The 13,641-nt window shown below is 67.6% G+C and carries 14 protein-coding genes; 6 read left to right on the forward strand and 8 right to left on the reverse strand.

Translation table 11 applies throughout. The features are described 5' to 3' along the window. The first annotated feature begins 80 nt into the window (after positions 1-80). Positions 81-284, forward strand: coding sequence for a hypothetical protein (locus J7E91_RS35475; protein ID WP_214911572.1), 204 nt, complete (start codon positions 81-83; stop codon positions 282-284). Between the two features lie 199 nt (positions 285-483). Here J7E91_RS35475 and J7E91_RS35480 read toward each other — a convergent pair whose 3' ends face one another. The 3 genes from J7E91_RS35480 to J7E91_RS35490 all read right to left on the reverse strand — a co-directional run bounded on the left by J7E91_RS35480 (position 484) and on the right by J7E91_RS35490 (position 3,104). After that, entirely contained in the window at positions 484-1,020 is a 537-nt protein-coding gene (locus tag J7E91_RS35480; RefSeq protein ID WP_214911574.1) for a DUF6584 family protein, read from the reverse strand. A 645-nt stretch (positions 1,021-1,665) separates the two neighbouring features. After that, entirely contained in the window at positions 1,666-2,028 is a 363-nt protein-coding gene (locus J7E91_RS35485) for a hypothetical protein (protein WP_214911576.1), read from the reverse strand. Positions 2,029-2,210: 182 nt separating this feature from the next. After that, a complete protein-coding gene (locus J7E91_RS35490) occupies positions 2,211-3,104 on the reverse strand; it encodes a hypothetical protein (protein WP_214911578.1) in 894 nt (297 codons plus the stop codon). Between the two features lie 63 nt (positions 3,105-3,167). Here J7E91_RS35490 and J7E91_RS36940 point away from each other — a divergent pair, with 63 nt between their 5' ends. Beyond that, positions 3,168-3,293, forward strand: a complete 126-nt coding sequence (locus J7E91_RS36940; RefSeq protein ID WP_285439181.1) for a hypothetical protein — start codon at positions 3,168-3,170, stop codon at positions 3,291-3,293. A 337-nt stretch (positions 3,294-3,630) separates the two neighbouring features. Here J7E91_RS36940 and J7E91_RS35495 read toward each other — a convergent pair whose 3' ends face one another. From J7E91_RS35495 to J7E91_RS35510, 4 genes are all read right to left on the reverse strand, one after another. Beyond that, complete coding sequence (locus J7E91_RS35495; RefSeq protein WP_308377576.1) at positions 3,631-4,695, reverse strand: replication-relaxation family protein; 1,065 nt, start codon at positions 4,693-4,695, stop codon at positions 3,631-3,633. A 784-nt stretch (positions 4,696-5,479) separates the two neighbouring features. Beyond that, positions 5,480-6,994, reverse strand: coding sequence for an FAD-dependent monooxygenase (locus J7E91_RS35500; protein ID WP_214911582.1), 1,515 nt, complete (start codon positions 6,992-6,994; stop codon positions 5,480-5,482). 660 nt (positions 6,995-7,654) lie between these two features. After that, positions 7,655-8,179, reverse strand: a complete 525-nt coding sequence (locus J7E91_RS35505; RefSeq protein ID WP_308377577.1) for an XRE family transcriptional regulator — start codon at positions 8,177-8,179, stop codon at positions 7,655-7,657. A 398-nt stretch (positions 8,180-8,577) separates the two neighbouring features. After that, positions 8,578-8,997, reverse strand: a complete 420-nt coding sequence (locus J7E91_RS35510; protein WP_214911584.1) for a MerR family transcriptional regulator — start codon at positions 8,995-8,997, stop codon at positions 8,578-8,580. 52 nt (positions 8,998-9,049) lie between these two features. Between J7E91_RS35510 and J7E91_RS35515 the strand changes: the two genes are divergently transcribed. The 3 genes from J7E91_RS35515 (at position 9,050) to J7E91_RS35525 (ending at position 11,559) form a co-directional block, all read left to right on the forward strand. After that, positions 9,050-10,006, forward strand: coding sequence for an SDR family NAD(P)-dependent oxidoreductase (locus J7E91_RS35515; RefSeq protein WP_214911585.1), 957 nt, complete (start codon positions 9,050-9,052; stop codon positions 10,004-10,006). Positions 10,007-10,422: 416 nt separating this feature from the next. Then, positions 10,423-10,902, forward strand: coding sequence for a hypothetical protein (locus tag J7E91_RS35520; protein WP_214911587.1), 480 nt, complete (start codon positions 10,423-10,425; stop codon positions 10,900-10,902). A gap of 213 nt (positions 10,903-11,115) precedes the next feature. Continuing rightward, a complete protein-coding gene (locus tag J7E91_RS35525; RefSeq protein ID WP_214911589.1) occupies positions 11,116-11,559 on the forward strand; it encodes a hypothetical protein in 444 nt (147 codons plus the stop codon). Positions 11,560-11,731: 172 nt separating this feature from the next. Here J7E91_RS35525 and J7E91_RS35530 read toward each other — a convergent pair whose 3' ends face one another. Further along, positions 11,732-12,403: a transposase family protein gene (locus J7E91_RS35530; RefSeq protein ID WP_308377578.1), complete on the reverse strand. Its 672-nt coding sequence runs from the start codon at positions 12,401-12,403 to the stop codon at positions 11,732-11,734. 314 nt (positions 12,404-12,717) lie between these two features. Between J7E91_RS35530 and J7E91_RS35535 the strand changes: the two genes are divergently transcribed. Then, a partial coding sequence (locus J7E91_RS35535) for a protein kinase family protein (RefSeq protein ID WP_214911592.1) occupies positions 12,718-13,641 on the forward strand: 924 nt, incomplete at its 3' end.

A 13,641-nucleotide genomic window follows, 5' to 3' on the forward strand; every position in this document is an offset into this window, starting at 1 on the left:
CCACTCCAGCGGACGTGACCTCCCCTTTGGCCACAAGACACGGCCTAAGTGCACCAAAGAGGCCCACCCAAGTGGGACGCTTGTTCGAGCAAGCACTGCGAATCTGGCCGAAACACCACACCTCCGTCGACCTGCCGCTGGCGGGCGAGCCGGAGCTGTTCAACGAGGCGGAACTGCGGCACTGGAAGAGCCACATGACGGCGGTGGTGCTGCTGGAGTTCACGGACGGGGCGATGAAGCGCAACATATCGAGCTGGCGCTCAGCCGCCCAAGAGCGCCCTTGACGCGCCGCCCCGGCCCACCGACAAGCGCGCTGTCGTCGGAGCGGGTCGCTGAGATCGACGAGGTAATCGACCGGATCACAGGCTGGGCGAGAGGTCGCGAAGACATCGTCGGTCTGCTCCTGGTGGGCTCTCGCGCCCTGCACGCTCCAAGATCGAGGGTGTTTTGCGACGGGCGCGCGTCTGGTTGCTGCTGTCCGTCTTACCGCCAGAGCCAGCGGACGAAAGTGACGAAGCCGAACACCCAGACGGCGAAGAAGCCCAGCACCATCAGAACCATGCCCAGAGCCACGCCGACGCCGACGAGACGCCCGGTGAACGGAATCCTCTCGTCTTCCGGCTCGTCATCGCGGTCGAGGGGGATCGCGGTCCACTCGACGGAGCGACCGAGGTAGGCCGAGCCGGCTTTGCGCACGGCTTCCAGCTGCTGGGCCGCGAACGCGGTGCCGGCTATGGATTCAGGCGCATGCCAGGCCAGCGCCCGCATCCGCCGCAGCGGCATGGCATACCGCTCCTCGAAAGCGGCCGTCTCCGCCGGGTCCCGGTCCGCTTCGAGATACATCCACCGGCCGACTTCCACCGGCTCTCCGTACAGCCGGTAGATATCGCCCAGACGGCGCCGCAGCAGCAGGTCCTGGGGGAAGGAGGACACCAGGCCTCGCAGCCGCTGCCGGGCCAGGGGGACCCGTCCCGCGGCAAGGTCGGCATCCACACGATCGAGGGTCTCGCTAAGAGTCACAACTACATGATCGCTGATGAATTCGCTGCCCTCCGCTTGGCCCACGTACCAGCGTCGTCAGGAGTCGCATCGGACATCGCTCGATGAGGTGACGGGGGTGTATCTCGCCGGATGACTCGGCAAAGCCTCCTGGGCTTGATTTCACAAAAGCACAACTGGCTCCCGATCTCGTTGCCCCGGTGGCTCCCGATCACCCTGCCGAAAACAGGAAGGGCCACTTCCTCCCGAAGCGTTGTCAGTTCTCATCGACATTTCTGGGCTCAGTGATCGCGAAGTGCTGCCCAAACCCGTCGACAAACGTTCCCCACTCCCACTTACGAAACCACTCCCCCTGCGTCGAAAACTCGCCCCCTGGCAGGCAGACGTTCTCCGGGCACGAATAGTTCACCACAACTCCTGCTCAAACTAGCCGAGGTGCCAAGGGGCAAGCTCTCACTAAAAGCCGTCCGGAGACTTTGAGCCGCGCCCACCGGGCACCAAAAGCCGAGAGCGGGCCGACCTCACGCCCGCCATCACCCTGCCTGGGGCACACCCCATCCGGGTATGAGCAGCCGGTAACCGGTACAGCGACCGGTCGTTGAACGGCCGGAAAGTGGAGTGCAGAGGGAAGTCCCGGACCACTGTCATGGCTCCGGGACTTCGCACTCACAGTGCTGCCCTGGCGCGGGTCAGCTCCGTGGTCTGGAGGAAGGCCGCCTGGACGCGCAGCAGGTGCGTCTCGGGGTGGGTCTCCTCGTAGCGATTCATGACCTGCTCGTAGTGGCCGGCGACGAACAATTCGGCGGCCTGCTCGTCCTCCTCCATGCCACAGGTCATAGCGAGCTTCGCCCCTTCGTGCAGAGCGGTCTTCTTCGAGGGATACACCCACACGTCCAGGCGCCCCGATCCGCTGTAGCCGCGGTGAGCCAGCGTCCACACCGCCGGATCCTTCGTCGTCTCCACCGTCCCGTCCGGGCGGTACACCTTCGAGGAGATCAGCTGCTTGACGAAACGGGCGTAAGCGACCATCTTCCGGACGCTACCCGTGCCGCAGCCCCGCGCGGGTTGGATCCGGCGACCCTCACTCGAGCGCAGAGCCAATCGTCTGCCTCGTCTGCGAAACCCCGTACATTAGGGTCCGCCGTAATGACCTCGCCGGCCAGGTCACGCCGCTGGCCGCTGCCCGCCTCGAAGGCAAGACCGTTGGTTCGTCAGGGCGCATCGAAGCCGAGGCGGTGCAGGAGCGTACGGCGCTGTTCTTCCTCACGCTCCAGGAGCTCGTCCAGGACGTCCATGTCGCGGTGGGCCTCGATCGCGCCGCGGAGCACGGCCGCGAGGACGTCGGGCGGCAGGGCTTCGGCCTGGGTGGTGGAGGTGCCGGTGAACGAACGGTTGTCGCTTGTCTTCGGCGCCGCGGTGGGCAGCTGGTAGTCGGCGATCTGCTGCTCGGTGACGGCCAGGCGCTCGAACACGATCTCGGTGCCCGGAGCGTCGACGCCGGCGAAGGCGGTGACATCCTCAGCCAGCGCGCTGAACAGATGGACGCCGCTTTGGTCCCAGTCGGAGATCACGAAGATCCGCACCGCCCGGTGCCCGTCGGCCGCCGCGCGCAGCGCAGCGCCGCGTTTCGCCGGCAGGCCGTTGAAGCCGCTCCCTGAGTAGACGGGCACGCCGTAGGGGTCAGCGACCGTGACGAGCTGGTTGACCATCCCGGCTGTCTCCGACCACGTCTCCAGCCGGACCTCCTGCCCGGCCTGCCGGTCGAGCCGAAAATCCAGGGCGGCCTGGCGCAGCGCGGCCCGGAAGTCCTCCGGCCCTGCGTAGGCGATGGGCTCCGCCCTGATCTCGGTGTCGTCGCGCAGAGCCTCCCACCGGATCCGGCCCGAGCGGCGGGCCATGCCCAAGACTTCCACCAGACGCTTGTAGGAACGCTCCTCCTTGACCACCACCCCATCGGAGATCAGCGAGTACCAGACCTGCCGGATCGTGAGCGGCAACTGTGCCGCGTACCGGGCCAGCACCCGGTCCACTGCGGCCAACAGTTCGCGCGTACGGGCGCGGGGCTTCCACAGCGGCTGATACCCCCGGGGCCGGCGGTTCGGCATCGCAGCACCCTCCTGTCCGAAAGGGACGCCACGCTCAACGGCTCTGCGGCAGGGTGGGCAAGCATGACCGGCAGCCGACTGGGACAGATCGCACTCGTAGTCGTCCCGGCGTTCCTGTCGGAGCAGGAAGCCGTCGACAAGGTCGCCGCACGCCGCTACGCGCTCACCGGCGACCGCCGCGCCCTGTAAGGCACCTGGCTCTGACCACCGGCAAGCCGCTAAGTGGGGGAACGGCTCGGGGCCGACCGCCACTCACTGCGGCCGACCCCTGGAGGCCGTGCACTGTTCCAATCCCACTCATCGGCCGTCTGCCCACACCAGAGCGTCCTTACAACCCGAAAAGACGCGGCCCATGACCCGAGGGCCGCTGACGCTGTTGTGAAGACGACGCGCGCATGAATCCCCCCACGGATGCCCGCGCGGCACAGGGGGCCCTGGTAGCCGCGCCTGGCCCAGGGCCCCTGCCCCTCCGCACACACCTGGCTGAACCGGTGGCGATGTGCCAGACCGGCAGAGCTCCGGTGCTTCACCGTCGCAGGAAGCCGAAGATGCCGTTCTCCTTGCGCCAGGCTTCGGCTTCCGCCTTCGCCCGCGCCTCTTCAGCGGCCCGCTCCTCGGCCTTCTGGCGCTCGCGCTCCTTGGCGGAGGTGCACACGTCACAGTCCCCGCCAGGGGGTGCGGCTTCCCAGCCGTCACGGCTAGGAAGCACCTCACGGCCGCAGGTCGGACACGCCCATGCAGCCGCCTTCCGCCGCCGCTTGCTCTCCTCCCGCTCCCGCTGCTCGCGCTCGTCGCGGGCGCGGCGCTCGGCGCGGCGTTCTTCTTCCCGGGCGTGGAAGGCGCGGTGGTCGTCGGGGTTGTCGAGAGCGGCTTCGAGGGTCTGCCAGTCGGAGTGGCCGTAGCGCCACCAGATGGGGCCGTGGGGGCCGTGCTGCTGGAGGCGGGTGAGGGTGGTGACGATGACGGGGACGGTGTCGTCGTAGTCGCGGTAGCCGTCTTTGTCGCCGGCTCCGTAGAGGCTGACGCTGTTCCACTGGCCTTTCCAGGAGTCCAGGGAGAGGTCGCGGACGGCCTTCATGCGGTTCATCATCGCCTCGGGGCCGACCTGGGCGGTGAACACGAACGCCACCGGTGGGTAGCCCACACGCTTGTGGTCTCGGCTGTGGTCGCTGTAGAGCGTTTGCCACATCGGGATGTCCCGGCCGTCGGTGTCCTTGGCCGTGCGGCGGAAGAACCTGCGGTACTTGTGAATCTTGTTCGCGACGATCTCCCGGGGTTCGGTGCCGTTGTCGACCTCCACGAACAACACCGGCACACCAGCCTGTGGAGCGGTCAAGACGGCGTCCGCGCGGGGACTGCCCTTGCTCGGGGTCGTCAACGTTCCGCTCACCGGCAACACGACCTCCGTCTCCCACCCGGCCAGCGTCCCCAGCCCCGCCGGCCGGGCGGACTCCGCAACGGTCGTCTGAGCCGGGACAGACCGGGGTGGTTGATTCTTTCGGACGACTGGGCGGGTCGGCTCCGGCACCGGCTGGAGGAACGCGGTGATCGTGTCCGTGACCTTCCTGGCGTGCGGAGCACCCGAGGGCACCGCGCGTTCGCCGTGCCACCCATCTCCTTCACCTCACGGTCCAGGACCACGCTAGCGGCCGCAAGGCCGGCCGTGGTGAGGTTCCACAGCTTCTCGGATACCCGGTTGCCCTTCGCGTTGATCCGCGTCGCGGATCCGAGCGAGACGACCAGGCCCTCTACCTCGAGGTCCTTCGCGGCGTTGCGGACGGTCTGCGCGTCCGCGGTGCCCGGGCACGTCAGCTGCCGGATCTGCTCGGCCGTCGCGACCTTCACCACCCCCAGCGCCGCCAGGACCCACGTCCGCGCCTTCGTCGTCGACCCGTTGGGCCGTGTCTTCGTCCCGCCCACGTGTTCCCCGCCCCTTCCCTGTGCCCGGCCTGTGCCGGCCCGGGGCGGGCGGCGCGTCAGGCCGGCCCGGCGCCCCGGAACCCGAAGATCACCACTCCTACCACTCCCCACTGACAAAAGAAGGTGAGAAGAGGGTCGTCGAGGTACCGGGAACGGGCTGGTCAAGGGGTCTGAGCTGCACAAACGCTCCGACCGGGGCGTAGGGCACCGTAGGGGAGACCGCAGGGGAAACCATAGGGACCGCCGTAGAGCCGACCACACCCGTCCCACCGCGTCGATGGCCGCCATCGACGCGGGAGTCGGCGTGAGCGAGCCTGCGCATCGCGGCGGACGAAGGCTACGGCGAGCACTGCGCCGAAACGCTGCGGCTGTGGCGCGAGCGGTTCCAGCAGGAAACCGAGCGCGTGGACGCCCCCGGCTTCGAGGGTGCAGCACTCCTTGGCTGCTGGGGCCGCTCAGGCAGCGGCGAGTCCGACTTTGGTGTAGTAGCGCTCGAGGTCTGCCGGGTTCTGGGTGGCCAGGCCGATGTGGCCGTCGGGGCGGATCAGGAACAGGCCTGTGCCGAGGGCTTGCGCCAGGGCGCCGCCGGTCGCCTGCAGCGTGCGGACGGCCGGCGGTACGGAGGGTGGTGTGCTGTCCACTGCGAGCAGGGTGAAGTGGGGGCCGGCGAGCAGTTCGAAGAGCTGCCGCGCGGTGTCGTGGGCGGCTGCGGCTGCCGGGGTGTATGCGAGGTCGGGGGCGCGGTCACCGGCTTGGAGGATGGTGGGCGTGAGCTGTTCGCGGGCCTCGGTGCTCAGGGGACTGTCGCGGTAGTGGACTGGCAGGAGGGTGAGGCGGCCTCGGTGGCGGGCGCGCTCGCGGCTTCCTTCGGGTTTGCGGCCGAGGCGGTAGAGCTGGGCGCTGAGGTCAAGGACGTCGTGGGCGGCAGGGCGGCGTTCGGCGTCATAGCTGTCCAGCAGCACGTCGGGGGCGTTGCCGCGAAGAACTTGGCCTAGTTTCCAGCCCAGGTTGTAGGCGTCCTGGACGCCGATGTTCAGGCCTTGGCCGCCGCCGGGCGGGTGGACGTGCGCGGCGTCCCCCGCGAGGAAGACCCGACCGTCGCGGAAGCGTTCGGCCAGTGCTGTGCGGGGCTTGTAGTAGGAGGTCCACTGGACGTCGGTTACGGCCGTTGGGAGCAGGTGGGTGCGGGTGGCGATCAGTTCCCGGATCCGCTGCGGGCAGAGGTCGCCTTCCTCGTCGCCTACCGGGGCGGTGAGCTGGAACTGGTCGGTTCCGGGCAGCGGGCATAGCAGCAGTTCACCACCCGGCCCGTCTGGCCACATGTGCCAGTGGTCGCGGTCCAGGCCGTCAAGACGGACGTCCGCGACCACCGCCGCGTGCAGTGCGCCGCCCTCGGTCTTCATCTTGATGCCCAGCGCCTCGCGCACGGTGCTGCGTCCGCCGTCGGCGCCGACCAGGTAGGCAACGTTCAGGGTGCGGCTACTGCCGTCGGTCTGTGTCAGCTCGGCCTGCACCTGCTGGTCGCTCTGATGCAGGGCCGTCAGCCGAGTGCCGTACTCCACCGCCCCGCCCAATGCCAGGAGCCGGTCTTGCAGGATCTGCTGCGTCCGCCATTGCGGCACCAGCCACTGCACCGGATACCGCGACACGGGCGCCTGCGGGTCGCGTTCCACCAACCGCCATTCACCCGCTCGGCAGCCGTTGCGCCAGGTCTGCATGGGCGGAAGGGGACTGCCGGCCTCCCGCAGCGCGTCCATGACGCCGAGATCATCCAAGGCCTCCTGGGTGCGCGGCTGCAGGCTCAGGCCGCGTGAACCGGTGAACGGCCGGTCGGCCGTCTCGACGATGAGGCTGCGTACGCCACGCCGGGCAAGATCGACCGCGAGGGTGAGGCCGGTCGGGCCGGCGCCAACAATGAGAACGTTAAAGGCGTCCCTTGAATCAACTCGGGGAAGGGGGTCGGCGGACATACCTCACCGCTTTCTGCCGTCGGCCACGGCTTAGAAGGAGCGCGACCTTTGCACGATGCATCACACAATGCGTTACAGGGTCGGTCGGACATTCCCATTAACGGGGTGGCTTCGTCGTCCGGCCACCCGCGCGCACCCGGATGGCCGGGCGACCCGGACGGTCCCAGACGCGCCGCCGTGCCACTTCGGCTTCAGCGACGGGCTGGAGTTGGAGCCGATGTTGGCCCTCCTTACGGGCCAGGGCCCCATCACCCGCATCCGCCTGCCGGCGACAGCGAGGCATGACTGGTCACCAGCTTCGACGGCGTCCGACAGGTCAGCACCTGAGCCGCGCCGCCATCGTCGGCCACGACTACCCCCGCCTGACATCCCGGGCCCATGGTCGCCGCGGAGTCGGCCACGCAACGTGACGGAAGCGGTCACCGCCTACAGCAGGCCAGCCGCGCAGCTCAGGTACCTCTGCACCCCCAAGCTCCGCGCCGTGGGCCTCGCGAGCAAGAGACGACGAAGCAGCCGTTGGTGCATGCCCCTCATCCCGCCTTGCCTGCTCTACATCAGCGAGTGCCGCATCACGCAATGTTCGCCCTGTCCCCGTCCTCCGATGCTGGGGTGGTTGCGATCAGTCGGTTCGTGTGGCTTTATTCACGAGTAGTGAAGAACTCAGCAACACGTTTCTTGTTGCTGGCGGACCGTTCCCAGCCGTGACCAACAAACATTGCTGGCTCCCGGCGACAAAACCAGCAGTTGCTGCTCGCTGGCTCCGGTGTCTTTTGCGGTGAAAAGGCGGTCGGCGTAAACGGGCGGAAGATGCTGGGTAATCAGCCGGATCCGTCCGTCGTCCGTCGTTCCGGGCGCGGCGGTGAACCCGAACCGGGCCCTGGTCTCGATCGTGATGCCGGTCGCTGTCGCGGCCTGCTTCCTCGCCCGCTCGCGGACCCGCGGCTGCCAGCTCCGGCGCACCTCCGCAGCGAGCTTGGCGGCGAGCTCCGGGCGCGGTTTCTTGATCTGGCCCTTCAGGTAGCGCTCCACGGTGCGCTGGGAGACGCCCAGGTGCTGCGCGACCGCGCGGGTGGAGCCCTTCTCGTGCTTGACGAGAAACCGGACCTGGGCGCCGGCGGACTTCGGGATCGGGCGGGTGAACACGTTGGCCGCGGCCTTGTCGAGGCTGTCGCCGATGATGCCCACGGGGATTCTCCTGTCGGTGATCGTCTGCGCGGGGCGCTGAGCGCCGATCTCCGCCCCGGACGACGTGATCTCCGGGACGGGTGATCGTCAGCGAGAGAGGCGCTCAGGGGGCTCTACGGGGCTGCTGATCACGATGAGGCCGACGTGGCCCTGTCTCAGGCTGATGGCACAGCCGCCCAGTCTCACGAACGTGGCATTTCCTCGCACTTCCCGCTGGTGGGCGGGAAGCCGCAAGCCGCTGTCCTGTCGCAGCACGTCTGGCGGGTGGCAGGTTGCTGAACTGTTGGACTGCCATCTCGTTTGAGAAAGCCGACCTCCGGCTTTCTCAAACGAGATGGCTTCCACGGAAGGCGCGTCGGCGATGGGGGTACGCCTCGCTCCTGAATGGCTGGAACGGTTCACCGAGGCAGCGTCGGTGACCAGAGCCCGACTGCTGTCCCGTCCCGAAGGTGCTGCTCGTAAGTGACGACCTTGCCGTGGATGACGTCGAGGCTCGCGTTCAGGTCGTCAATCTTGGCGCGCACGTTCCGTTCGTGCTCGCGCAGCAGAGCGAGGCGATCCGTCTCGTTACCCGGCCCCGACCGGACAAGTTCGGCGAACTTCTTGATCGTGGCGATTGACATACCTGAGTCGCGGAGGCGACCGCACAACACGAGCCAGTCCACATCGGCCTGTTCATAGATCCGCTGCCCGCCGCCGGAACGCGGGATCTCGCGCAGGAACAGGCCCTCGCGTTCGAAGAATCGCAGCGCATGCACGCTCAACCCGGTCGTCTCGGCGACCTTCCCAATGGACAGGCCACCCGCCTCCTTGCTCACAGCCGCAACTTACCTTGACCTAGCGTGCGGTCTAGGTTTTAGCGTCACGGGCATGATCACGAAGCAGCTGAAGATCGGCACCGGATTCGGTGCCCACAGCACGGCCGACGATGTCCTCGCAGGCATCGATCTGACCGGCACTACCGCCCTTGTCACCGGCGGCTACTCCGGCCTCGGACTGGAGACCACCCGCGCTCTCGCCCGCGCAGGAGCGCACGTCATCGTCCCCGCTCGCCGGCCCGCTACCGCCGAACAAGCCCTGCATGACATCCCGAGGACGGAGGTGTACGCACTCGATCTGGCAGAACTGGAGAGCGTCCGAGCCTTCTCCGAACGCTTCCTGGAAACGGGCCGTCCCCTCGACATCCTCATCAACGGCGCCGGCCTGATGGCTTGCCCGGAATTGCGTGTCGGTCCTGGCTGGGAGGCACACTTCGCGATTAACCACCTCGGCCACTTCGCGCTCACCCAACATCTCCGTCCAGCGTTCGCCCCCGCCGGGACCCGGGTGGTGTCCGTAGCCTCGTCCGGTCATTTCCTGTCCGACATCCGCTGGGATGACATCCACTTCCACACCGGCTACGACCGCTGGCTGGCCTATGCCCAGTCCAAGACCGCCAATGCGCTCTTCGCCCTTCACCTCGACACCCTCGGCGCGGACAGCGGCCTGCACGCCTTCGCGGTGCACCCCGGCAGTATCCTCACGCCGTTGCAGCGTCACATCCCCCGCGATGAGTGGCTTGTGCAGGGCTGGGTGACCCCAGACGGTAAGCCGGCCGACGGCTTCAAATCCCCGGAGCAAGGCGCAGCGACAGCCGTGTGGGCGGCAACGTCACCGCTGCTCGACAGCCACGGAGGGGCCTACTGCCAGGACTGTGACATCGCTGAACCGGCGGCCACCGACGACATGCTCATCGGCGGAGTCAAACCCTGGGCCGCCGACCCCGAGGCGGCATCCCGGCTCTGGGAACTCTCCAGCAGGCTGACCGGGATGAATGCGTTCCGATGAAAATCCGCGACAGGACAGCAGTGCAGGCCGGACGCATCCGGTGCGGTGCCGCTCCGAGCGCGATGACGTGAGAATCCGCCAGCACGGCTGAGACCCCGCGAGAATCCGCCAACTGGGATGCGACGGGACACATCGGGTGCCTGTAACCCAGAGCAACATCAGCGACGTTTGCCAACAAGCGTGCTGATTTGCCAACTGTGCTGCGTCGTCACATCGTCTGTGACTGGACACGCTTGTTGGCGGCTTGGTCGGCGCGGTCTGGCTGGTCGCGGAGCTTGTGGCCATCAGTGTTGGCGGGACCCGGTCACGGTAGATGGCGGCTCCCGGGCCCGAGTTAGTCATGTCCAGCTGTGACTGAGCATTCTGAGGGTCGTGGGCGGCGGAACCGGTCCTTCCTCTGCGATGTCTGGGCAGGCATGGCAACCTTCCTGTTCCTGACCCTGGCCCTTGCGCCGTTCCTGACACCGTGGGTGTTTGTGGCCGCCGCAACGATGCTCGCCCGACGGGCCTACAAGCGGCTGCCGGGCAGCGGATGGCACCTTCCGAGCGTCACGACGTGCGCGCTGATCGCGGTCATGACCGGCGCGGCGGCGTTCGGCGCGTACGCGTGGGGCGTGATGTCGGGGTTCTACATCCTGGACCCAGATGACACGTGCGCGGCGCAAGGAGCAGAGGGCGACTACATCGTGACGCGGGAGACTCTGCCGGTCAGTGCCCAGTGCGTCACGTCGGACGGCGTGGGAACCGAGCTGGTGCCGGGCTGGGTGAATCCCGTGATCTTCACGGGGCTCACACTGTTCGTGCTCGCCCTTGTGACTGGAATTTCCGGAGTGCGCCGACGCCTCTCCTCTGCGGTGAAGGACTCCTGTGTATCCGTTGCCCCTCCTCGAACCTGAACGCTCAGTCACACCGGCGAAGCCACAGCTCACGAGACCATCTCGGCAGCTCCGCCAACAAGCGTGACCACCCGGCACCAAGCGCTTCCAGTCACATCGTCCGCATCCGGTGGAGCGGGGGAGAAATCCCTGGTCTCTGTCCACAGGTCCGCGGCTGGAACCTGCTGGGGAGTCGTCGTGATCCACGCGGTGACCGCCAGTTGAGGAGACCTCATGCCGTACCTGATCCCGTCCCGGACGCCGCTCCCCCCCAAGCAGGTGGAGCGCGCCTTCGACTACGTCATCACCTTGCAGCTGGGCGGCGGGAGCAACGTCGCCGGCCGCGCGGACGCCGACCCGGAGCTGGCCTTCCTGCTGCTGCGCCTTGCCGAGGACATCATCTTCCCCGCCACCGCCGTCTCGGACGATGACGACCCGTGCTCGGACTCCTTCGCCCTGGACGAGGTCGGATGCATCCTGCTGTCCGCGCTGCGGGACTGGGCGCAGGGCTCCCCCACCACGGCCACGCTGGGCATCGCCCGCACCATCATCCGCTTCACGGTGGATGTCATCCCCGACCCCGATGACGAGGACACCGCCACCACCCTGGAGACGATGCGAGACGAGCACCTGGAGCGCGCCCGCACGATGCACTCCAGGGCAGGCGCGCACCGGTAGCCGCACCACAGCGCACCGGTGCGCATCGCGTGCGCGCGCCGCGCACCGGTCGGTGCGCACGGCCTGGAGTGAGTTGCCACCAACTTGAAGTCGCTGGTCAAAGGGCTGGTGTGATCGGTCCTCAGGGTGCTCGTGCTGGTCGTGGGCGGGAGGCAGTGGAGAAGATCATCCGTCAGCGGTTGACTTCGAGGTTCGTCAGGACGAGCAGAGCGCACAGGAGTTGGGTGGCGCGGGCGGGATCGGTGCGGAGCTTGGCGAGGGTCCGCCAGTTCTTGAGGTGGGCGAAGCCGTGTTCGACCGGTGCGCGTCCGGTGGCGAGGACGCGGTTGGCGGTCTTCTGGCCGGGGGTGAGCTTGTGGGTGCGGGTGGCTGTGTAGCCGGTGACGATCACGGGGTCGCGTACGTCGTTGTCCAGGCCGCGGAAGCCGAGGTCGGCCAGCGCCCCGAGGCTGGCGGCGCGCAAGTGGGCCAGGATGTGGTCGTGGCGGGCGGCGGTGTTGTCGTGGGTGCGGCCGGGCCGGGCGGCGGATATCCAGATCAGGCGGCCCCTCTCGTCGGTCAGGGCGAGGAAGTGCAGGCCATGGCTGCGGTGCTTGCCGGAATAGTTCCGCCGGTCAGCCCTCCCGGTGCGGCGCTGGGTGCGGATGAGGGTGCCGTCGATCAGGACCACCTCCCCGCCCTGCTTGGCGACCTTCCTCAGGGCACGGTCCAGGCGCGGCGCCTGGGCGGCGAGCAGCCCGATCAGCTCGTCGCGCCAGCGGCGGACGGTGGACTCGGACACGTTGTTGCCACCGGCCATGTCGGCCAGGCGCTGGTCATGGCGCAGTACGGCCAGGACGATCACTGCGATCTTCCCCGGCGGCAGGATCCGCCATCGGGACCGAATCGCCTTCAGATGGCTCCGCAGCAGACCGGCGAGGTGGTTGACGGTGCTCGTGGACAGCGTCAGGTGACACTGGTAGACAAGCGGTCAGGTGTCCTCGGTGCGCTCTTTGGTATTGGTCACACAATTCCAACGGCCGCCGGGGGCACCCGGGTTACGCCACGCCGCACCGGCTCCGACGTGGGAGGGTGGTTTTGAACTCCCGTCCCGGTGTCTGTTGAAGCCGTTGCACAAGAGGCGGGGCACGGCTGGAGGCATAGGTGAAGAGCCCTGACATGTCCCGCGCTGCTCGTCTGACCGCCCACGGCGCCGTCTCCACATCGCTGGCGCTGCGCAGTGATCGCAGGTTGCGCGAGTTCGTGGACGCCGGCACACCGCTCGGGTCGGGCATCGGCGGGCAGACGGTCCTGCTGGAAGTCGAGGGAACCCCGGTCTTCGTCAAGCAGGTACGGCTGACCGATCTGGAGCGACGGCCGGAACATGTCCACTCCACCGCTAATCTGTTCGGACTCCCGGCCTTCTGCCACTACGGCGTCGGCACTATCGGCAGCCCGGGTTTCGGAGCCTGGCGGGAGCTGGCCGTGCACACCATGACGACGAACTGGGTGGTCGCGGGAGACTACGGGGGCTTCCCCTTGATGTATCACTGGCGGGTGATGCCGGACTCTGGCCAGCCGCTTCCCGAGGAACTGGCCGATGTGGATCGAGCTGTCGCCTACTGGGGAGGCGGATCAGGGGTACGCGGCCGGATCGAGGCTCTTCAGCAGTCCACGGCGAGCCTCATGCTGTTCCTGGAGTACATCCCGCAGAACCTGCACGACTGGTTGGGCGTCCAGATCGGGGCCGGTGGCGAGGCAACCGAGCGAACCTGCGCCGTGGTGGACAACGAGCTGAAAGCCGGCATTTCGTTCATGAACGCGCGCGGACTACTGCACTTCGACGCCCATTTCGAGAACATCCTGACCGATGGCCGGCAGCTCTTCTTCACCGACTATGGCCTCGCGATCTCTTCCCGCTTCGAGCTCATACAGGACGAGGCCGACTTCTTCGACCAGCACCGCACCTACGACCAGTGCTACACCGTCACGCATCTGGTGAACTGGCTGGCCGTCGCTCTGTACGGATACGAACCGGAAGAACGTAAGGCATTCGTGCATGCCTGCGCTCAAGGGGTGCCCCCTAGTACTGCAACGGTGTTT

It is taken from the genome of Streptomyces sp. ISL-99 (assembly GCF_018614005.1).
Taxonomy (GTDB): Bacteria; Actinomycetota; Actinomycetes; order Streptomycetales; family Streptomycetaceae; genus Streptomyces; species Streptomyces flavidovirens.

What these genes read in the sequence shown, in the direction of transcription:
- J7E91_RS35515 (WP_214911585.1), top strand. Translation starts at nt 9,050, where the DNA reads ATGATCACGAAGCAGCTGAAGATCGGCACCGGATTCGGTGCCCACAGC.
- J7E91_RS35525 (WP_214911589.1), top strand. Translation starts at nt 11,116, where the DNA reads ATGCCGTACCTGATCCCGTCCCGGACGCCGCTCCCCCCCAAGCAGGTG.
- J7E91_RS35500 (WP_214911582.1), bottom strand. Translation starts at nt 6,994, where the DNA reads ATGTCCGCCGACCCCCTTCCCCGAGTTGATTCAAGGGACGCCTTTAAC.
- J7E91_RS35520 (WP_214911587.1), top strand. Translation starts at nt 10,423, where the DNA reads ATGGCAACCTTCCTGTTCCTGACCCTGGCCCTTGCGCCGTTCCTGACA.
- J7E91_RS36940 (WP_285439181.1), top strand. Translation starts at nt 3,168, where the DNA reads ATGACCGGCAGCCGACTGGGACAGATCGCACTCGTAGTCGTCCCGGCG.
- J7E91_RS35490 (WP_214911578.1), bottom strand. Translation starts at nt 3,104, where the DNA reads ATGCCGAACCGCCGGCCCCGGGGGTATCAGCCGCTGTGGAAGCCCCGC.
- J7E91_RS35485 (WP_214911576.1), bottom strand. Translation starts at nt 2,028, where the DNA reads ATGGTCGCTTACGCCCGTTTCGTCAAGCAGCTGATCTCCTCGAAGGTG.